22 protein-coding genes are annotated in these 20,885 nt (G+C 41.0%); 7 read left to right on the top strand and 15 right to left on the bottom strand.

What is annotated here, in order from left to right; all coding sequences use genetic code 11:
* Position 1: 1 nt before the first annotated feature.
* From GUA46_RS08885 to GUA46_RS08870, 4 genes are all read left to right on the top strand, one after another.
* The gene (locus tag GUA46_RS08885) at positions 2-958 is read left to right on the top strand and encodes a CdaR family protein (RefSeq protein ID WP_176620186.1); all 957 of its coding nucleotides are present in this window, start codon (positions 2-4) and stop codon (positions 956-958) included.
* Complete coding sequence (gene coaE, locus GUA46_RS08880; RefSeq protein WP_176620185.1) at positions 955-1,548, top strand: dephospho-CoA kinase; 594 nt, start codon at positions 955-957, stop codon at positions 1,546-1,548. The genes GUA46_RS08885 and coaE overlap by 4 nt, the downstream gene beginning before the upstream one ends.
* A 64-nt stretch (positions 1,549-1,612) precedes the next feature.
* Positions 1,613-3,199 (top strand): sensor histidine kinase, encoded by a 1,587-nt coding sequence (locus GUA46_RS08875; protein WP_108246233.1) that lies wholly within the window; start codon positions 1,613-1,615, stop codon positions 3,197-3,199.
* 9 nt (positions 3,200-3,208) lie between these two features.
* Positions 3,209-3,925 (top strand): response regulator transcription factor, encoded by a 717-nt coding sequence (locus GUA46_RS08870; protein WP_108246232.1) that lies wholly within the window; start codon positions 3,209-3,211, stop codon positions 3,923-3,925.
* Positions 3,926-4,000: 75 nt separating this feature from the next.
* On the opposite strand, the gene GUA46_RS08865 is transcribed toward GUA46_RS08870, so the two are convergent.
* The 8 genes from GUA46_RS08865 to GUA46_RS08830 form a co-directional block, all read right to left on the bottom strand.
* On the bottom strand, positions 4,001-4,498 hold the full coding sequence (locus GUA46_RS08865) for a gluconokinase (protein WP_108246231.1): 498 nt from the start codon (positions 4,496-4,498) through the stop codon (positions 4,001-4,003).
* Positions 4,491-5,414, bottom strand: coding sequence for a tRNA (adenosine(37)-N6)-dimethylallyltransferase MiaA (miaA, locus tag GUA46_RS08860; protein WP_176620184.1), 924 nt, complete (start codon positions 5,412-5,414; stop codon positions 4,491-4,493). Before miaA ends, GUA46_RS08865 begins: the two co-directional genes overlap by 8 nt.
* Positions 5,411-6,259, bottom strand: coding sequence for an ion transporter (locus tag GUA46_RS08855; protein WP_108246229.1), 849 nt, complete (start codon positions 6,257-6,259; stop codon positions 5,411-5,413). Before GUA46_RS08855 ends, miaA begins: the two co-directional genes overlap by 4 nt.
* A gap of 3 nt (positions 6,260-6,262) precedes the next feature.
* Positions 6,263-7,579, bottom strand: a complete 1,317-nt coding sequence (locus tag GUA46_RS08850) for an exonuclease domain-containing protein (protein ID WP_108246228.1) — start codon at positions 7,577-7,579, stop codon at positions 6,263-6,265.
* Between the two features lie 13 nt (positions 7,580-7,592).
* Positions 7,593-8,252, bottom strand: coding sequence for a YggS family pyridoxal phosphate-dependent enzyme (locus GUA46_RS08845; protein WP_176620183.1), 660 nt, complete (start codon positions 8,250-8,252; stop codon positions 7,593-7,595).
* Positions 8,253-8,258: 6 nt separating this feature from the next.
* Complete coding sequence (locus tag GUA46_RS08840) at positions 8,259-9,494, bottom strand: DUF1015 domain-containing protein (protein WP_176620182.1); 1,236 nt, start codon at positions 9,492-9,494, stop codon at positions 8,259-8,261.
* Positions 9,495-9,673: 179 nt separating this feature from the next.
* Entirely contained in the window at positions 9,674-10,561 is an 888-nt protein-coding gene (locus GUA46_RS08835; RefSeq protein WP_176620181.1) for a 3-hydroxyacyl-CoA dehydrogenase family protein, read from the bottom strand.
* A 53-nt stretch (positions 10,562-10,614) separates the two neighbouring features.
* Entirely contained in the window at positions 10,615-11,580 is a 966-nt protein-coding gene (locus GUA46_RS08830; RefSeq protein WP_176620729.1) for a Gfo/Idh/MocA family protein, read from the bottom strand.
* A gap of 115 nt (positions 11,581-11,695) precedes the next feature.
* On the opposite strand from GUA46_RS08830, the gene GUA46_RS08825 reads away from it, so the two are divergent.
* A complete protein-coding gene (locus GUA46_RS08825; RefSeq protein ID WP_176620180.1) occupies positions 11,696-12,337 on the top strand; it encodes a protein-L-isoaspartate(D-aspartate) O-methyltransferase in 642 nt (213 codons plus the stop codon).
* Here GUA46_RS08825 and smpB read toward each other — a convergent pair.
* The gene (gene smpB / locus GUA46_RS08820; protein ID WP_119608211.1) at positions 12,334-12,795 is read right to left on the bottom strand and encodes an SsrA-binding protein SmpB; all 462 of its coding nucleotides are present in this window, start codon (positions 12,793-12,795) and stop codon (positions 12,334-12,336) included. The two genes, GUA46_RS08825 and smpB, sit on opposite strands and share 4 nt — an antisense overlap.
* An 80-nt stretch (positions 12,796-12,875) precedes the next feature.
* Here smpB and GUA46_RS08815 point away from each other — a divergent pair, with 80 nt between their 5' ends.
* Complete coding sequence (locus GUA46_RS08815) at positions 12,876-13,613, top strand: DUF6503 family protein (protein ID WP_229418476.1); 738 nt, start codon at positions 12,876-12,878, stop codon at positions 13,611-13,613.
* Positions 13,614-13,615: 2 nt separating this feature from the next.
* Here GUA46_RS08815 and GUA46_RS08810 read toward each other — a convergent pair whose 3' ends face one another.
* The gene (locus GUA46_RS08810) at positions 13,616-14,140 is read right to left on the bottom strand and encodes a SixA phosphatase family protein (protein WP_108246221.1); all 525 of its coding nucleotides are present in this window, start codon (positions 14,138-14,140) and stop codon (positions 13,616-13,618) included.
* 73 nt (positions 14,141-14,213) lie between these two features.
* On the opposite strand from GUA46_RS08810, the gene GUA46_RS08805 reads away from it, so the two are divergent.
* The gene (locus GUA46_RS08805) at positions 14,214-15,647 is read left to right on the top strand and encodes a PorP/SprF family type IX secretion system membrane protein (RefSeq protein ID WP_176620178.1); all 1,434 of its coding nucleotides are present in this window, start codon (positions 14,214-14,216) and stop codon (positions 15,645-15,647) included.
* Between the two features lie 151 nt (positions 15,648-15,798).
* On the opposite strand, the gene GUA46_RS08800 is transcribed toward GUA46_RS08805, so the two are convergent.
* From GUA46_RS08800 to GUA46_RS08780, 5 genes are all read right to left on the bottom strand, one after another.
* Entirely contained in the window at positions 15,799-17,013 is a 1,215-nt protein-coding gene (locus tag GUA46_RS08800; RefSeq protein WP_176620177.1) for an ankyrin repeat domain-containing protein, read from the bottom strand.
* Positions 17,014-17,270: 257 nt separating this feature from the next.
* Entirely contained in the window at positions 17,271-17,867 is a 597-nt protein-coding gene (locus GUA46_RS08795; RefSeq protein WP_176620176.1) for a TetR/AcrR family transcriptional regulator, read from the bottom strand.
* Between the two features lie 117 nt (positions 17,868-17,984).
* Complete coding sequence (locus GUA46_RS08790) at positions 17,985-19,049, bottom strand: dipeptidase (RefSeq protein ID WP_176620175.1); 1,065 nt, start codon at positions 19,047-19,049, stop codon at positions 17,985-17,987.
* A 12-nt stretch (positions 19,050-19,061) separates the two neighbouring features.
* Entirely contained in the window at positions 19,062-19,529 is a 468-nt protein-coding gene (locus GUA46_RS08785; RefSeq protein WP_108246214.1) for a RidA family protein, read from the bottom strand.
* An 11-nt stretch (positions 19,530-19,540) separates the two neighbouring features.
* Entirely contained in the window at positions 19,541-20,854 is a 1,314-nt protein-coding gene (locus GUA46_RS08780) for a gluconate:H+ symporter (RefSeq protein WP_176620174.1), read from the bottom strand.
* Between the last annotated feature and the right edge of the window lie 31 nt (positions 20,855-20,885).

Raw genomic sequence — 20,885 nt, 5'->3', positions numbered from 1 at the left:
AGTGTTTAAAAAGGTATTGCACGGTCTCAACCAAAGAAAGGCAAAAGTATTTTTGCTATTTCTGATATGCTCTTTTTTTGCATGGTTTATCAGCAATTTATCTGAAACATACGAATCCAGGGCTTATTTTACCTTAAATTACCGTAACCTTCCCGATTCTTTACTGTTGGGGGAGAATTCAAAAGACCAGATTGATGCAAAACTAAGAACAAGCGGGTTTCAATTTTTGTACTATAAGATTTTTAGAAGTCGAGTAGATATTGATGTATCCCAAGTAAAGTACCAAGATGGGAAATATGTTCTCGATGAGCAGGTCTTGATCAGACAAATGGACCAACAGCTGTCTCAAAATATATCTTTGTTGGATTTGGACCCGAATGTGTTAGATGTAGATTTATACAAGGTCGATTCCAAGAAGATACCTATTCAGGCGAACTTAAACCTTCGACTTCAACAAAATTATATATTGGACGGAAAGGTTAAGATATCTCCTGATTCAGTTGTTGTGAAAGGGCCAAAAAGTGAAATAGATACCATAAAGATTATTAAAACCTCACCTGTTCAACTTAGCAATGTGAACGAAGATTTTTCTAGCGATGTCACTTTGCTTTTCCCGAAAGGGCTGGACAATAGCATATTCTCAGTGGGGCGTGCAACGGTTTTTGGCAAGGTGTCCAAATTCTCGGAAAAAGTTTTTGAAGTTTCGGTTCAGGTGCGCAATATTCCTGAAGGTTATCAAGTAAAAACATTTCCCAACTCGGTTACCATTCTTTGCAAGGCCACGATAGAACGATTGAAAGAGATATCCGCGTCGGATTTTGAGGTTGTGGCGGATTATGGTCAGTTGGATGGCTCTGAGAGCAGCAAATTGTTTTTGGAAATCATAGAGAGCCCCCAAAAAGTGTACGACGTAAAGTTGGAAGAAAGGACCGTAAATTTTGTTTTGGAACAGCAATGATGATAGTTGGTCTTACAGGAGGAATTGGAAGTGGAAAAAGCACTGTTGCAAAGATGTTCTCGGACCTAGGAGTCCCGGTGTATGACTCTGACAAGGAGGCCAAGGACTTAATGGCAACATCCAAGGAGATTAAAAAGGCAATTATAAAATTGTTGGGGGACGGGGCTTACGGCGGAGAAGGTCTTAACAGGGCATACATAGCGGATAAAGTCTTTAAGGATTCCGATTTGCTCGAAAAGCTTAACGGAATTGTCCATCCAGCGGTCAGGGAGCACTTTTTAGAGTGGGCCAAAAGGCAAGGGTCACCTTACGTTATTCAAGAAACCGCACTGATTTTTGAGAACCAAGCACAGGATAAATACGATTGTACCATACTTGTAACTGCGCCAGAGGATATCAGGATACAAAGGGTTGTTCGGAGAGACAATACTAGCGAACAAGCGATAAAGAATCGCATCCATAATCAACTGGAAGATGGTCAGAAAAAGAAATTGGCCCATCACGTTATAGAAAACCTAGACTTGGACAAAACCAAAGAAAAGGTTAAAGAACTACACCTCAAACTATTAGCGATAGCACCTAAATTTTAACATTTATGTTAAGTTTTGGTTAAACGCTAAAATTACTAAATGTTAAATTTTTAATTTTACATCAATGAACAAGAAGCTATTCGTTCTTCTGGTTGTTCTTATGAGCTTATCTCTTTTGGGGATAATTTTTGTGCAGGTTTATTGGATCAGAACATCCGTAAACGACAAAGAAGAACAATTCTCGAGGACAGTTACGGACATTCTGGATAAAGTAGCGAGTAGGGTGGAGAAGCGCGAGATGAAGGAATATTCGGACCGTTTAGCATCTCTTGCGGATAGTATTGGCGAGCCCAAGAGCACGCAATACAAGAATTTTTTGTTCGTGGATCGGGATTTGAATTCCGATGAAATCCTATTTTATTCCCACGGAATTCTTGAAGAAGATTACAATATAACCTCTGCGTTCTTTGATATTAATACAGGTGGCAATGAAGATACGACCACAATTAAAAACTTCACCAGCAAGCGGACCAAGGCCGTATTCAAAGAAGAATATGGATTGGATGGGAAGAGTTATAGCTTGACCCCTATACAACGCGCGGAGAAAATTGGTGGATTGAGCAGTATTGACAAAGCGGCTTGGGAAGATGTTTTTATGGAGGCGGCCAAAGCAAAGCCAATTCACAAAAGGGTGTCCAAACAAGAACTGGAATTGTTGCTCAGTCAAGAGTTGAGTAACCGGAATATTGATACCGATTACGAATATGGAGTGTACAGTCAGGGTTACCCTACCAAGGTGCGTTCCAGAAAGTTCAAGTTTTCGGGTACCAAAATGTACAAGGCGCCTATTTTTAAGGATAGTGAAGGGAGTTCCAATTTCTCCCTGCTCCTTACATTTCCGAGCATGAAAAAATATATTTTCAGCTCAGTGATGGGAATGGCCCTATTGTCCTTGGTGTTTACTTTGGTAATTATGTTGGCCTATTCCAGTGCGATTTACCAGCTAATCAAGCAAAAACGTATTTCGGAAATCAAGTCAGATTTCATCAATAATATGACGCACGAGTTCAAAACGCCCATAGCGACCATTAATTTGGCAGTGGAAGCTATACGAAATCCGAAATCCATAGAGGATAAGGAAAAGGTGTTGCGTTATCTAGGCATGATTCGTGATGAAAATAAACGTATGCACGCGCAGGTGGAAAACGTACTGAGGATATCCAAATTGGAGAAAAATCAATTGGACATTAGTAAAGACCGTGTAAATATGCACGATATTATTACAGATGCCATTGCACATATAGAGCTTATTGTTCAGGATAGGGGCGGCTATGTAAATGCCCATCTTGATGCCGAACGCTCTGAAGTTTTGGCCAATGATATGCACATGACCAACGTGGTGGTAAATATTTTGGACAATGCCGTAAAGTATTCCCCAGAAACACCTAAAATAGATGTGTTTACCGAAGTGGTAAAAAATAGCATCATTATCAAAGTACAGGACCATGGTGCTGGAATGAGCAAAGCGGTCCTGAAAAAAGTATTTGAAAAATTTTACCGGGAACATACCGGAGACATACATAACGTTAAAGGCCATGGATTAGGATTGGCCTACGTAAAACGAATTATAGATGATCATCAGGGCGAGGTTTATGCAGAAAGCGAAAAGGGAAAAGGAAGTACCTTTTTTATAAAACTCCCTTTAATTTAAAAACGAACTATGGAAACAGAGAAAAAAAAGATACTATTGGTGGAGGACGATCCCAATTTTGGAATTGTTCTTAAGGATTATTTGACCATGAACGACTTTGATGTTGTTTTGGCCAAAAACGGAATGGAAGGTTTTGAAAAGTTCAAAAAGGACAATTATGATGTTTGTATTTTGGACGTAATGATGCCTTATAAGGATGGATTTACTTTGGCGAAGGAAATTCGAGAGAAAAATGAGAACGTGCCTATTATCTTTTTGACGGCCAAAACCATGAAGGAAGATGTACTAAAGGGATATAAAGCAGGTGCGGACGATTATTTGAACAAGCCATTTGATTCTGAAGTCCTTTTAATGAAACTGAAAGCGATTCTCCAGAGAAAAGCATCCAGTTCTTTGGCCGATAGCAAGCAGTTTGAGTTTGAGATTGGAAACTTCCATTTAAACTCAAAATTACGCTTCTTGAAATATAAGGAAGAAGAACCTATAAAACTGTCTCCAAAAGAAAACGAACTGTTACGTTTGTTGGCGCTTCATGAAAACGACTTGATGCCAAGAGAACTGGCATTGACCAAAATCTGGAGAGATGACAACTACTTTACTTCCAGAAGTATGGATGTTTATATCGCCAAACTAAGGAAGTATCTGAAAAAAGATGACCTAGTTGAAATATTGAATATACACGGGGAAGGATTTAGGCTTGTTGTAAAAGCTGAAAACGAGCAATAAACCAACACATCCCATATCATATAAAAAAGCCACCTTTAAAGGTGGCTTTTTTTCTGCCGAAAATTCGGGGGATTTTTAATCGTTTAGTTTTTTAATGATGCTTTTCACAACCTTGGCAGGAGTTTCATCTATGGAAACCGTTATCGCCTTGGAAGGAGGTTCCAGCGTGTCAAATTGGGATTTCAACAAGTTCAAGGGCATAAAATGTCCTTTCCTTTGTTCCAATCGCGACTTTATCAATTCAAAGGAACCATCTAAATATACAAATTCCATACAATTCCCCATCCCTGCCCTTAGAAGGCTTCTATAGTTCTTTCTTAAAGCAGAGCAGGCAATGATTGCACCTTTGTTCTTGTGTTCTATAGCCAATTTATTTAGGGCGACCAACCATCCTTTCCGGTCTTCATCATTCAACGGAGATCCAGCGCTCATTTTTTTAACGTTCGCTTCAGGGTGAAAGTCATCACCATCAAAAAAGGGTCTTGAGAGCTCTTTGGAAAGTCGTTTTCCAATTTCGGTCTTACCGGAACCACTCACTCCCATAACAATTAGTACAGTTTTACCGTTAGGCATAAAGGTTGGTTTTAAGTCGGTCTGTAACCATTCTAAGTACTTCTTCTGGTTCAGCATTATAAGGTACCCACAAAATGGTTTCGTTCTTTCGCAGCCAAGTCAGTTGCCGTTTTGCAAATCGTCTTGTATTTTTTTTGATTTCCGAAATGGCAAATTCCAAAGTGCAATTACCCTCAATATATTCAAAAAGTTCCTTGTAACCAACTGTTTGTAATGCGTTCAAGTCCTTGTTTGCATAAAGGTTTTCAGCTTCTTTCAAGAGACCGGCCTCCATCATAAGATCCACTCGCGTATTTATGCGTTCGTAGATGGTTTCCCTAGAAGCATCAATCCCTATATAAAAAGACTTGAATGGCCTTGCTGCCCTTGGTTTGTCCAGAAAGGAGGAAAACGGTTTGCCGGATGCTATGCAGACTTCCAAGGCCCTTATCAACCTATGGGGATTTTCCAGGTCCACACTTTTGTAATAGTCCGGGTCTTTTTGTTTTAATTCTTTTTGAAGACTTTGTAAGCCTTCATCTTCTAATTGTTGGTTTAATCTGGAGCGTATCTCGGGGTCAACCTCTGGGAATTCATCAAGGCCCGATATAACAGCGTCCACATATAGACCGCTACCGCCGACCATAACCACCATATCTTTTTTTTGGAACAAACCATCCAGCAGGGAAAGTGCTTCCTTCTCAAAGTCACCCACAGAATAAGACTCAAAAATACTTTTATGCTGAATAAAATGATGGGGAACGGCTTCTAACTCATCTTTTGAGGGAACCGCAGTTCCAATTTCCATTTCCTTGAAAAACTGTCGGGAATCTGCGGAAATAATCTCGGTGTTGAAGTGTTTCGCCAGTTGGATTCCCAGAGCGGTCTTTCCAATGCCCGTGGGGCCAACCACTGCAAGTAATATTTTTTCGCTCATAATGGGTGTCCGCAATTATAACAATGGGTGGCATCATCCCTGTGACCTTCGACCGAGCAGTTGGGACAGGATTGGGTGTTAACATGGACCACATATCCGTTGTCGTCTTCAACTTCACTATGCTTGTTCCTTGCAAATTCCGCCGTAACTATACCTGTAGGCACTGCTATTATTCCATAACCCAAGATCATGATCACGGTTGCCAAGAACTGTCCTAAATTACTCTGTGGAGCAATATCACCATAACCTACCGTGGTAAGCGTAACAATGGTCCAATAAATACTTTTTGGAATACTGGTAAACCCGGATTCGTCCCCTTCAACTATATACATTATGGTTCCAAGGATTACGGAAAGGATAAGAACCACGTAAATGAAAACCGCAATTTTGGTTCGACTTGCTTTTAGAGCAGATTGTAGTTGTGAGGCTTCGCCCATGAACTTTACAAGCTTTAAAATCCTAAAAATTCTTAGCAGACGAAACGCTCGTACAGCCAACAATACTTGAGATCCTGCTAAAATATAGGAGAGGTAGAGGGGAATGGTGGACAAGAAATCAATGATTCCATAAAAGCTAAACACATATTTTAATGGCTTTTTAATACTGATCAATCTCGCAATGTACTCCAAGGTAAAAAAGATGGTCACGATCCACTCTAGGGTAAGCAGTGTTTTATGGTAATGCTCATCAAAGCCATCGATACTTTCCAACATGACCAAAATAACACTGATGATGATCAGGATAAAAAGAACAATATCAAAAAACTTGCCCGATGGGGTGTCCGCTTCATAAATCACTTCATGAAGTTTACTTTTCCATTTGGCTTGTGGTTTGTATTCTTTCAATGATCAGGATGTTAATGGTATGGTTTTTAACCTATTGTTTTTTCTTAAAAATGTTTCAATGATAAAGGTTGTATTTTCGTCGCTCCGCATTGGGGTCATTATGGATTCTAAGATATGAATATTATTGATTTGATGGTTGAGTTCCACAAAGCCAAAACCCTGAAGCTTACCATTTTTTACTAAGATAAAACTGCGTTCTCCCGTTTGCCTGCCTTGATCTGTCAGGGCCACATTTTTCTCTTGTATACTGTACTTTTCAAAAGCAGAAAGCACTTTGTTGTTACAGTTTGATGCTTCCTCCGGCTCTTCAGGACCTAATCCCAAAGAGCATGGACAAAGTTCAAACTCTTCTGATATTTTGTCCAAGAAACTTTTAGCAGATTGCATTCCGTTAAAGGCCATTTTTTTGTATTCAAGTGTACGGTCCTTTTCAACCTTTAAAATGATATGGTCGCCCCCATTTTGATTAAAATCTATGGTATGGGTAAAGAGTTTCTTTTTGGAAATATGGTTATACCTTGGCTTGTTCTTTTTTTGTTCCACATATGCCTTTAAAATAGCGATAAGCTCGCTTCCTGTGGTCTGGTAGGTTACTTTCTTCGTTTCCTTTTGAAGTTTTCGTGCAATTTTACCAACGTTGGTAAAATGTTGGTTCACCCTCTTTCTGATATTCTTGGTCTTGCCCAAAAAGATGATTTCCCCGTCTTTGTCGTGCATGTAGTAAACACCTGTTTCCGAAGGTAGGTTAAAAACCATGTCTAACTGGTTCGGTGAGAGTTCTCCATGGGTCTCTTCACGGATGACTTCGGTAATAATTTTCTTGCCCGAGTCCTTGTCCAATAATAATTTAAAGAGTTTTAATGTCGCCAGTGCATCCCCATTGGCACGGTGCCTATCGCTCATGGGAATCCCCAATGAGCGCGCCAATTTTCCTAAACTATGCGATTCGGCCTCTGGAATCAATTGTTTGGACAAATCTACCGTACAAAGTGTCTTGCGTTGAAAATCATACCCTAAACGTCTAAACTCCGTTCTGAGAATTCTATAGTCGAATTGTGCATTGTGTGCTACCAAAACGGCACCTTCGGTAATTTCCACAATACGTTTGGCTACTTCATGAAATTTGGGTGCCGAACGCAACATTTTATTATTAATGCCCGTAAGTTTGGCTACAAAGGGTTGTATTTCCCGTTCTGGATTGATTAAACAGATGAATTTGTCTACCACCTGATGCCCATCAAACCTGTGGATGGCGATTTCGGTGATGCCTTCCTCATTGTATTTTCCTCCCGTGCTTTCAATGTCAAGTATCGCGTACATGGAAAATTACTGGTTATGTATAGTTTCTAGCCCCAAATATACTGCTTCCAATCCGGACCATGGTGCTACCTTCCTCAATGGCTAGCCTGTAATCGCCACTCATGCCCATGGAAAGGATGGTAATGTCGTTTAGTTTTGTTTTAAGGTCGTCGAACATGGATTTGAGTTGGGCAAATTCTCTGCGAACCTGGCTTTCATCATCTGTAAAAGTTGCCATGCCCATCAAACCTACAATTTTGATGTTCTCCATCGTCTTAAATGCATCAGACTCGATAAGTTCCTCCAGTTCTGCTTTATCCAGACCAAATTTGGTGTCCTCTTCGGCAATATGGATTTGAAGTAAACAGGGAATAACACGGTCGTGCTTTTTTGCCTGTTTGTTGATTTCTTTCAATAGGCGGGGACTATCCACCCCGTGAATCAAGGAAACAAATTCGGCCATGTATTTGACCTTGTTCCGTTGTACGTGGCCAATCATGTGCCATTCGATGTCTTTGGGCAAGTCTTCCCATTTTTGGACCATCTCCTGCACTTTATTTTCCCCAAATATGCGTTGCCCCACTTCGTAGGCTTCCAAAATATCCTTGTTGGGCTTGGTTTTGGAAACGGCGACCAAGGTAACTCCCTCGTGGAGTTCGGATTTTATTGTATTGAGATTATCTTTTATGGACATAGTGTTCTATAATTCATAAATAGCCAGCCCGCTACGGAGCTTAGGCTCAATATACGTGCTTTTTGGGGGCATTACCAAACCAGCGTCGGCAATTGCCTTGATTTCTTTAACTGTTGTCGGGACCAGGCTGAAACCCACCGCATAGCTTCCCGAATCCACCAAATCCTTCATTTGGATAAGGTTATTTTTGCCATAACCGTAGCAAATCCGCTTATCATTCCTCAGGTCTGTGATGCCCAAAATGGGCTCTAAAATGGTTTTGTACAGGATTTGGGTGTCCAACTTGCTCAAAGCATCCGTAAATTCATGGTTGGTTTGTCGGAAGTGCAAGGTGTAGAACTCTCCGCCCAAATACATGCTAAATTCATGTTTTTTGGATGGTTTGCAAAGTCCGTCCTCCCTTTTTTCTATTCTGAAATGCTCGTCCAACTGAATCAAAAACTCCTTTTTCGAATAGCCGTTCAAATCTTTGACCATTCGGTTGAACTCGAAGATTTTCATCTGTGATTCAGGAATCAAATAAGCCATAAAATAATTATAGGGCTCTTCTCCTGTGTGATTCTCATTTTCTGACATTTTTAGGTCTGCCAACAAGCTGGAAGATGCACTACGGTGATGTCCATCCGCAATATAGAGTGCATTAAGGTCTCCAAAGGCCTTTTCCAGTTTCTCAATCCCTTCGGGATAGGAGATTTTCCAAAGTTTATGGTTCACTCTGTCCGTAGTGGTGAAATCGTATTCGGGTGTCCGTTCGATTTTACGCTGAAAGATTTCATCCACCGTTTTATTATCCTCATAGGTCATTAAAACGGGCTCCGCATTAAAGCCAACGGTATGCAGGTAGTCGGCAAAAAGCTCTTCACGATCTTGAATGGTGTCCTCGTGTTTTTTGATGACATTCCTCCTGTAATCATCCACACTACAGGCGCAAAAGAAACCCAAGCTCTTAAAATCATCTTTTTCAATTTGATACAGGTAAAAGCTGGGCTCTTCGTCTTTTTGAAAGATGTTTTCCTCCAAAAACTCCAAATACCGATTGTGAACCAATCCAAACCGTTCCTTGCCCTTGATGTTCTTTTCGAACTTGAACCCAGGGTTGATGATATGCAAAAAAGAGAACGGGTTATACTGCAATACCGCTTTAAGCTCCTCTTTGGAATATTCCTCGTAGGATCTTGAAGCCACAAAAAAAGCTTTGTCCTTTGTGGGGCGAATGGCCTTAAAAGGCTTTACAATGGCCATGAAATTTGTTATCTAGTTAGTAGGGATACTTCCCTAATTATTTATTGTCGATATTTTATTTCCAAACACTTAGTATTCTTGGTCATTTCGAACGTAGTGAGAAATCTCATTTTAGATTTAAAATCATGAGATTCCTCATCGCTTCGCTCTGTCGGAACGACAACCAAGTTCTTTGAACCCTATTTGAATTGTGCGGAAACGTTTTCCGCTTTTCTGGATTCGGAATAATCGTAAAAACCTTCGCCCGATTTTACCCCCAATTTACCGGCCATAACCATGTTGACGAGTAGGGGGCAGGGAGCATATTTTGGGTTTTTGAATCCGTCGTACATCACGTTCAAAATGGAAAGGCATACATCCAGCCCAATAAAATCGGCCAACTGTAGCGGCCCCATGGGGTGCGCCATGCCCAATTTCATCACGGTGTCTATTTCTTCAACACCAGCCACGCCGTTGTACAAGGTTTCGATGGATTCGTTGATCATGGGCATCAAAATGCGATTGGCCACAAAACCGGGATAATCGTTTACTTCCGTTGGAGTTTTGCCCAATTTTTTGGATAGCTCCATTATGGTTTCCGTGACTTCATCAGAGGTACTGTATCCACGAATGATTTCTACCAACTTCATAATCGGGACTGGATTCATAAAGTGCATTCCAATTACTTTCTCTGGACGATTAGTGGCAGCACCGATTTGCGTAATGGAAATAGAGGAGGTGTTGGTCGCTAAAATGGTTTTGGCATCACAAACTTCATCCAAATCCTTGAAAATTTGGAGTTTGATGTCCAAGTTCTCTGTTGCGGCTTCAACTACTAAATCTGCGTCAGAAACACCTTCTTTGAGATTGGTATAAGTGGTAATATTGGAAAGAGTAGCTTCTTTTTTGGCCTCATCGATAACCTCTTTAGCAATCATTCGGTCCAAATTCTTGGTGATGGTAGCAACTCCTTTGTCCAAGGATGCCTGAGAAATATCCACTAAGTTGACCTTGTATCCGTTTTGGGCAAAAACATGGGCGATTCCGTTACCCATGGTTCCAGCACCGATTACTGTGATTTGTTCCATAGTATAGTATTTAAAACTGTTGTCAGTTCGAAAAAATTAGAGAAAGACAACGATTATTGATCAAAAGATTCTATTATCTGAAGTGCCACGCGTAGGGCGTTGGTACCTTGTTCCAAACTTACGATTGGAGTGGTATCGTTGTTGATGGCATCGGCAAACGTTTCCAACTCGTCCAAAATAGCATTGTTGACGTCTATTTCGGGGTTTTCAAAATAGATTTGCTTTTTCTCCCCTTCGGCATTTTGAAGGATCATATCAAAATCACCGGGACTTTCCGGAGCGTCCTTCATTTTCACCACTTCTACCTTTTTCTCCAAGAAATCCACCGAAATATAGGCATCACGCTGGAAGAAACGTGACTTTCGCATGTTTTTCAAAGAGATTCTGCTAGAGGTAAGGTTGGCCACACAGCCATTCTTAAACTGTATACGCGCATTGGCGATATCCGGTGATTGACTGATGACGGATACCCCGCTAGCATTGATTTTTTCTACTTCCGAAGGCACAACGCTCAAAATGGCATCAATGTCGTGTATCATCAAATCCAAGACTACAGGAACATCGGTTCCCCTCGGATTGAATTCCGCCAATCGGTGGGTCTCAATGAACATGGGGTTTTCGATTTTGTTTTTCACTGCCAAAAATGCAGGGTTAAAACGCTCCACATGCCCAACCTGACCTTTTACATTATGCTTTTCGGATAGTTCCAACAATTCTTCGGCTTCTTCGAGCGTGTTGGTGATGGGTTTTTCTATGAAGATATGCCTGCCTTTTTCAATGGCTTTTTTAGCACAATCAAAATGGGACAGGGTAGGTGTTACAATATCGACAACGTCCACGGCGTCTATCAAATTATTGATGTTGTCAAAATGGGTGTAGCCAAATTCGGCGGCTACTTTTTTGGCATTGATTTCATCTGGATCATAAAATCCGACAAGTTCATATTTATCGGACTGGTTTAAGAGCCTAAGGTGTATTTTCCCTAAATGTCCTGCTCCGAGGACACCAACTTTTAGCATAATACCTGTTTTGGTCAAAAATACGGATATGATGCCATTTTCCATAAATTTTTGAACGGAACTAAGGGGATATTTTTAGGGAACTTTTTAAATTCGTGCCACCAGACCAGAGACCATGAAGGATACGCTGAAACATAGGGGAATGCGCAAGAACTTGGCCGAGATTGTTGCAGCCAAGGGAGTTACGGACCAAAAGGTACTTGATGCCATAAAAACGATTCCAAGACACTTGTTTTTGGATAGTAGTTTTGAGGACCATGCGTATCAGGACAAGGCATTTCCCATTGGTGCCGACCAGACCATTTCACAACCTTATACCGTGGCTTTTCAAACAGAATTATTGGAGGTGAAGCCGAACGCCAAAATTTTGGAAATTGGCACGGGAAGTGGGTATCAAACTGCCGTTTTAATGCATTTAAAGGCGAAGGTTTACACTATAGAACGCCAGTTGGAGCTCTTCAAGACTACACGATTGTTCTTTAATAAAATGCATTATCGCCCCAAGAAAATGATTTTTGGAGACGGATATAAAGGCTTGCCGGAAGAGGCACCTTTTGATGGCATCATTGTAACCGCCGGGGCTCCGGAAGTACCAAGAGCCTTAATGGCTCAATTGAAAGTAGGGGGCAGGCTAGTGATTCCCGTGGGGACAGATGAACAGATTATGACGTTGTTCGTGAGAAAATCGGAAAAAGAGTTTGAGAAAAAAGAATTCGGTTCGTTCCGCTTTGTGCCCTTGTTGGAAGACAAAAACTAATTGTTGAAGCTCTTTTTGATCCTTGATAGGTTACGTTTGTTGTCCCTATCCTTGATGGTTTCCCGTTTATCGTACAATTTTTTACCCTTTGCCAGACCGATGTTCATTTTGGCGAGACCTCTATCATTTATAAAAACTTTGAGCGGAACAATGGTAAGTCCGGTTGTGGCCACCTCTTTTTGAAGTTTCTTTAACTCCCGTTTGTTGAGTAACAGTTTACGAACGGCTTTGGGTGCGTGGTTAAAGTGACTTGCGTGACTGTATTCATCAATCTGCATGTTCACAACAAATAGTTCCCCTTTGTCATTGAACTCACAAAAACTCTGGGAAATGGAAGCCTTGCCCAATCGTAGCGATTTTATTTCGGTACCTCCCAGAACAATGCCTGCGGTATAGGTGTCCAAAATTTCGTAATCGAATCGGGCTCTTTTATTTTTTATGTTGATATTTTGTTGCATCGGGCACAAAAATATAAACTCTTTGCCAAGAAAATTGTAATGTTATGCTAGATTTTACGAATAAGTACCAAAACCAACTCATGAAAAGATTTTTTATCCCCCTGATGCTCGTTTTCGCCTTCGCATGCAAACAAGAGCCTAAAAAAGAATTGACCGTACAAGAAATAGTGGATAATTCCATAGCTGATAGTGGAGGAAAACAGTTTAATGATCACAAAGTTTCTTTTGATTTTAGGGATATGAGTTATGCTTCCGATAATGTTGGGGGGCAGCGAGTATTCACGAGAATCTCAGCATTGGACTCAACAACTATTACAGATATCAAACGCGGCGAAGGGTTTGAACGCTATATCAACGATTCCTTGGTGATGGTTCACGATACCATGGCCGTGAAATATGCCAACTCCATCAATTCTGTGCATTATTTTGTGCGATTGCCTTTTGGGCTCAACGATGGAGCTGTGAATAAGGAGCTTTTGGGAAAGGAGACTATCAACAACAAAGAGTATTATAAAGTAAAAGTAACATTCGACCAGCAGGGTGGAGGGGATGATTTTGAAGACACCTATCTATATTGGTTTGATAAAGAGTCTTTTAAGCCCGATTACCTTGCCTATGACTTTCATGTGAACGGAGGTGGCCAACGTTTTAGAAAGGCGTATAACGAAAGATATGTTGGAGGCATTCGATTTGTAGATTACGAAAACTACAAGCCTAAAAATGAAGATACGTCCATTTTGGATATTGGAAAGTTATACAACGAAGGTGAGCTTGAACTCTTAAGTAAAATTGAGCTCAAAAATATTGTGGTAGAATAAACCTAGTCCATTTTTAGACGAATATCGGTCGGTACCCCATCAATGATTCGTACGATGAACAGACTGGCATTGTCAGAATCGTCCATTTGATCGTACTTTTCCATTCCAAGTACTTTGTTTACAAGCATTGGTGTAGTGTTGCTATGTCCTACGACCAAAACATTTTTACCATCATTGACCAATTTGAACTCTTCCACATCAAATGTGCTGGGATCATAGTATGTAATGTCAATATCTTTTTTTACAGAAGTTGGGGCGGCTGTCATTGAAGTGCGCTCGTAATTGGTGGAATAAATGACGTCCAAAGGAATGGCATCAAAAACTTCGGCCCAACGAATGGCCCTGTCCAACCCATCTTGATTGAGCTCTGGGTCAGCATTTTCCGGGTCGGTTCTATCTTTTTCTGCATGTCTAATAAAATAGAAGGTGGAAATAATAGGATCTTCCCCAATTTTCGTATCTTTTTTGCAGCTGACTATTCCAAAGAATATAAATGCAAGTATAATTAGAGGTTTGATGGTTCGCATGGTTCTATTCAAAGTTCACGAGTGTTTTTTAGATAATTAGCCTAAAAGTAACGTTTAATTTTCATTTTCTCGTATGCCAAAATATTTGGTTTGTTTGTTTGCAATGGCAATTTACATGACAAGCTGGGGGCAAGAGCCCGTTCTGCCATCTGATTTTAGACAACATTCGTTAACACAGTTCAATGCAAGTTTATTTAATCCTACCTATGCTTTGGATTGGAACAACCCGAACTCCTTTTCTGTTTGGACGCGCTGGCAATGGCAGACAATAGACGAAGACCCGACCACCATTTTTGCCAATTACACTCACCAGTTAAATGCCTCATCGGTAGCTTCTGCTGGGTTTTTACAGCACAACACGGGAGTTTTTCTATATACTGGAGGTAATTTGAATTTTGCCCAAGCTTTTGAATTAGGCGATGATATTCGTTTAATGGCCGGATTGAATATTTTCGCTTTTCAACAATCGGTAGCGGACGAACAGTTTTTTCAAGGGGACGAATTAGATCCAGTTTTTTTGGAGGATTACGAAGCTTTTAGGGTACAATTTTCGCCGGGATTACGATTAGTTGTAAACCAGTTCAGTATTGGAGTGGCGCTGGAAAATGCCGTTGGGTTCAATGTGTCAGGAAACAGCGAAAATATGGATAGCTTTCAGAGTGTTACAGGGACATTGAGCAACGATTTCCCTATTGCAATATCCAAAGGTCTTGGAAATAGTTTTGTGAGACCAGTTCTTTATATAAAAACCATTCCTAATGGGGATGCCCAGTACGGACTGAACGGTCTGTTTTCCACATCTAAGTTTTGGGTTCAAGGCGGCTACAATAATTTTTATGGTCCCTCGGGAGGACTGGGCATTACTATCTCAAAAGCTTTTTCAATTGGCGGACTGATGGAATTCGGAACAGATAGTTCCCTCTCCGAAGAAGAATCAACTATAGAGATTGTTGCATCTTATCAATTTGGAAGAACAAGATCAAGAGAAAAGGAGAAGGAAAATGAAGAATCCAATAGGCTTGAAGAAGATATTGAGAAACAAAGATTAGATAAAGAACAACGAGAACTGGAGGCAAGAAGGCGTATTGAACGTGAAAAAGATTCTTTGGCGGAAGTAAAACGTATCAAGGAACAATTGGAGCTTCAACAAGAAAAAGAGCGACTAGAGCTACAGCGCAAAAAAGATAGTATTGCACAATTACAGCACCAAAAAGTGGTTGTGCAGGCCAATGAACGTTATGAAGAGGTTGAAAACGAAGACGGGTTACAACCAGGATTTTACCTCATAGCCAATGTCTACGGCACCAAAAAGTACTTTGATAACTTCATGAAAACGCTAAGGGAGAAGGGTCTGGAGCCGAAATCCTTTTATAGGAGCTTCAACAAGTACAATTATGTGTATTTGGAACGCTACGACACCATGGAAGAGGCAAGAAAAGCTCGTGACAGTAAGTTTTTTGGCAAGTACGATGAAGAACTTTGGATTTTTAGGGTGAAAAGCAATTGATTCTTGGGGTATAATGTCATTTCGAACTTGGTGAGAAATCTCTTCTCAAATTCAATAATGCGAGACTCCTCGTCTCTTCACTCTGTCGGAATGGCAAACGGTTTCAATTTTATAATTCCTCAAATTTATTTGGCAAGGAGAATATTATGGGCTAAAGCTCGGCAAGTTTTCTTAGCTTCCCATAGTCCTTGTGCGCTTTCATGTGCTCAGTCTCCAAAAAATGTTCCATGTCTTCCTCCTTGTATCCACCCCATGAAGGATACCCGTATTTTTTTTTGGACTTTTCCAGTACATAAATGAAAAGTTCTGTAAAATCTTCCCGCGCAATGGCTTCCTTGGTCCAAAGTACTTCCATGCACAGGTCGATGGTGTGTATTTTGTTGTCGAGTATAATTTGTTGAAGTCCACTTTCTTCATTGTACCATTCATCACTGAAAACCTCTATTCTTTGAAAAAGATGTTCTTCGGATAGGTCAGCAAATGAAGGGCTTTGGTCCGCAAGTTTTTTTATGATTTTTCCCCATTCCTTTTTCTGGATGCTTTCAGGATTTTTGAGTACCCTTTTGGTCAGGTCAGCCAATGTTCTGCGACTCTTTGTGAAATGATTGCTGTTGTACAGAGGGTTTTCATCAATTATTCTTGAGACTTGTTCTACCCAATCCTCGCATTTTAAAAGTTGTTCCCATTTATCACTTTCTGTTTTATCTGAGTTCTCTTTTTCTTCAATGACTTCCATGCAGGACTGCCATAATTGAATCATTTCTGGCTCATCTTTGTCCCAATATTCCTTAAGTATTCCCAGTTCGGTAATGTATTTTTCTTGATACAGATGACTATGTTCACCGGTCAAAAGACTAATAATGTCATAATTTTTCTTTAATATGGATTGGGAATCATTTTTTAAATTCGGGTCAATGCCAAGTTCGAGTAAATATCGCAACAGTTCCTCGGACCTGTTTTCGACCATTTGTGTTCCATAATGCATTGCATTGCCATTTGAACCTACAAAATGTATTTCGGCCCCTGCATTAACCAAATATTTTACAATATCAAGAGAGATATCGCCTCTCCTGCAGCTTTCTACAGCTATTAAAAATGGTGTCTGGGTGCAATAGTTTGTAGCGTTTACATCAGCACCTTGTTCAACAAGATATCTAATCACTTCATGTTTTCCACTACTGCAAGCACGTATCAATGGAATGCTATATGGTGCTCCTTTAATGCAGCCGTTGGCACTGCCGATATATTTTTTAGCATGTTCTCCATTTAAGGGAACTCCAAGTTCCACAAGGTGTTTGATCTTCGGCAAATCTCCTTGATAAACGGCTTCGTCCAACTCTTCCGATAACCTTTCTATGTCGTCCATAAATAATTCAATTTCCTAAAAAGTAGTTTTTTGGAATATTCCTTGGTGAATTTAGAACAAGTAACCAATTATAATTTTGTTACTTTACAAATTGGTATTTTCATTTGATGAATGAGGTGTTTCAATTGACGGATGGAATCAGCATTCCCAAATATAGATTGGGTTTTTGGAAGAAAGAAGCAATCATAAAAACTGGCTTTACCTGAAGGAGTGCAGTTTTTTAATCTTATGAAAAGGTATGTTGTAAAGAAAAAGGTTTACTTTTTAAGCTCCTGTTTCACCAAATATTCTAAATAGTTAATGGTGTTGACCAAGTATTTTCGATCCTGTGTCATGGTGCTCATGGACACGGAACCCTGAACCATGGTAAACAGTTGCTTGGCAAATTGTAATGGAGGAACGGGAAGTTTGATTTCGTTTTGTTTGGCACCATTTTCAAGGACTAGGGCAATTTTGCCTTCAATTTCTTTGATGGTTTCCCTAACAGCAGCTGCTAAAAGTTTATTGTTTCCTTGGGCGTCCACTCCTACGTTCAATAATGGACAACCACCCATGGGAAGGGTGAAAACGTCGTACTGCTTATAAAAATTCAAAAGGGAATATAATTTGGCCAAGGCTTCATGTCCCGTTTCCAGTTTTTCATCAATGGCTTGCAGCAACATATTTCGATTGTGCTCAAAAGCGGACAGTGCCAGAGCTTCCTTGTTCTCAAAATTACCATAAATGGCCCCTTTGGTAAGCCCTGTCGCTTCAGTAAGGTCGCTCATGCTGGTACCTACATAACCATGCTTGTTAAAAATAGGAGCTACGGTTTCTATAATGTATGCGGTGGTCCTTTCTGCTTTCTTGGTCATTCTTAGGTTGCTGTTGGTCGAAACTAAGATATAAAAAATCAAATACTGTTTGGTATTTAAGCCGCCGAAAGCCTATATTTTAACATGTTTCTGGCTTTTTTGTGGTTGGGTCAATGTTTAAGACCAAACTTTTCTCAGGAAGTTGATGAAGTTCTGGTTCATAATTTTTTCAATATCCGAGCTTGTGTAACCTCTCTTCGTCAATAGATCTGGAATTTTTTGAAGGTCAGCTATGGTATCCAAATCCCACGGGCTCTGCTCTTTCCCGAAAGCACCGTCCAAATCGGTTCCAATACCAACATGGTTCGTGTTCCCTGCCAATTGGCAAATGTGATCCATATTATCCACGGCAATTTCCAGTGTTACGTTCATTTCTTTTGGGGTGGATCGCCCACGCACCCAGTAGGGAACCATCATCCATGCATCCAAAGCAATGCCGATTACAGCATCTCTGTTGATAAGTTCCTTAATCTGTTCATCAGAAAACTGGCGATTATGGTCCACCAACTTCCTGCAATTATTATGGCTGGCCCAAACAGGTCCATCGAAGACATCCATGGTCTCCCAAAAGCTTTTATCGCAAAGGTGGGTGGCATCCAAGATAATGTTGAGTTCCTCCACTTTCTTGAGTAAATCCCTTCCTTTTTGACCTATTCCTCCCACCGAATCCGTCCCATGAGCGTAAATTCCGGGGCCATAATGGGCAGGTCCGATGGCCCTGAGTCCTGATTCGTATGACTTTTCCAAATAATCCAGGTCTATTATGGAGTCTGCACCTTCCAAGCTTAAAATGTAACCAATTGGTTTATTGGGCTGATTACTTTTCCAAAGTTTGAGGTGGGATTCCAAGCTTTCAATGTCCTTTATTTGCACCATTTCGCCTGCCTCCTCCATGGTTTTGTACCATGCAAGTTGACCCTGTGTCTGCGCCCATGCCTGATGCTGGGAGTGCCAACCGGGAAGCGGACTGTCTTTTTCTACAAAGCGTGCGATTTGAGTGGCCATGCAGAGGCCAATATTCCCTTCTCGCATAGCAGGCAGAGATACTGTGTTATTGCCACGATCAGGCTTATCGGACATGCCTTGCTCGCGCTCTCTTATCTCGGAAACAGAAAGTCTAAGGTCTCTGTTCCATTCGAGGGCGTTCATAGCAAGGTCAAGATGGGCATCGAATATAAACATGAAAGGGTAGTGTTATTTGTGAAGTTCAAAAATGGCTTCAATCTCAACGGCAATATTTCCTGGAAGCATCATGCCAACGGCACTTCGTGCACCAATGCCATGCTCTTTCCCAAAAACATCTGCCATTAATTCACTAAAACCATTGATTACATACGGTTGCTTGCCAAAGTCCGGCGTGCAATTCACCATTCCCAAAACTTTTACCATTCTTTTGATTTTGTCCAAACTTCCATAATGAGTTGTGATAGTGGACAGCATGGTCAATCCTACCTGACGGGCCGCTAGTTTTGCTTGTTCCTCATCGATGTCGTCTCCGGCACGCCCCGTCATAAGGGAGCCATCTAAATTCACAGGTCCTTGACCGGATACGTATAAAAAGTTGTCGACAACCAAAACAGGTCGGTAAACGCCAGCAGGTGGTGGCGCAGGAGGTAATTGGAGGTTGAGTTCCTCCATTCGTTGTGATGGTGATTTTTCCATAAATTTTATTGCTAGATTATACTATTGATTGCTAAAACGCCTAATAATCCCATTACGCCGACCAAAGTTTCCATAACGGTCCATGAAGAAAGTGTTTCTTTCACTGAAAGGTTGAAATACTCCTTGAACATCCAAAATCCGGTATCGTTAACGTGGGAAAGCATTAAACTTCCCGAACCAATGGCCAAAACCATTAATTCTGGACTTGTCCCAGTACCCGAAGCCAGCGGAAGTACAATACCTGCAGCGGTAAGCCCGGCTACGGTTGCCGACCCCACACTAACACGGATGGCGGTAGCGATGAGCCAGGCCAGCACCAAAGGTGAGATACTGGAACCCTTTAAACTGTCAGCGATATAATCACTTACTTGACTGTCTATTAAAACCTCTTTTAATGCCCCTGCCCCTGCAATGATCAACAGAATCATGGTGATACTGGAAACGGAGGCGGACAAGGAATCCATAATTTTACTCATTTCTTTTCCTTTTGCTAATCCCAAGGAGTAGATGGCGATGAGCACAGAAATCAATAAAGCGATAACTGGGTTGCCAATGAAGCCTAGGATATTTCTGAGTACGCCATCCTCTAAAAATTGTTCGGCCGCGATGCCCACTCCAATAAAGATGATAGGGGAAAGGGCTGTCAAAATACTAACGGCTGTCGACGGCAGTTCTTCCTCGGGTATAGGTTCGGCATTGTAAAACTCCTTCAATGGCTTGGCTTCAATCTTTTTTAGGGTTCGAGCGAACAACGGTCCCGCAACAATAATGGCGGGAACGGCGACAATAAGGCCGTACATTAATGTTTTTCCAATGTCCGCGTTGAACATGGCGGCTATAGCCGTTGGAGCTGGATGGGGAGGAAGATATCCATGTGTCACAGATAAAGAGGTGAGCATGGGCAATCCCACATAAAGCAGGGGTAATCCCGTTGAAAAAGCCACAGTAAATACCAAGGGTATCAAAATAACAAAGCCCACGGAGTAGAACATCGGGATACCCACTATAAACCCTGTGACCACCATGGCCCATTGTACATGTTTTACACCAAATTTGGCCACCAATTGCGTGGTAATTTGTTGGGCGGCACCACTATCGGCCACCAATTTCCCCAACATGGCCCCAAGCCCCAAAATAAGGACCAGAAAACCTAATGTATTGCCAATTCCCCGTTGTATGGATTGGACTAAATTGCTCAATTCCATTCCTTGAAAAATACCTACGAACAGGCATACGATGATAAAGGAAAGAAAGGCGTTGAGTTTAAATTTTGCGATGAGCAAGAACAGTAGTAAGATACCTAGAACGGCAATAATCAGTGGCATATTTAGGATATGGTTTTGAGCTAAAATAAGG

The organism is Flagellimonas chongwuensis (assembly GCF_013376415.1).
Lineage (GTDB): Bacteria > Bacteroidota > Bacteroidia > Flavobacteriales > Flavobacteriaceae > Flagellimonas > Flagellimonas chongwuensis.
This window is presented reverse-complemented; position numbering and strand designations above follow the sequence as displayed.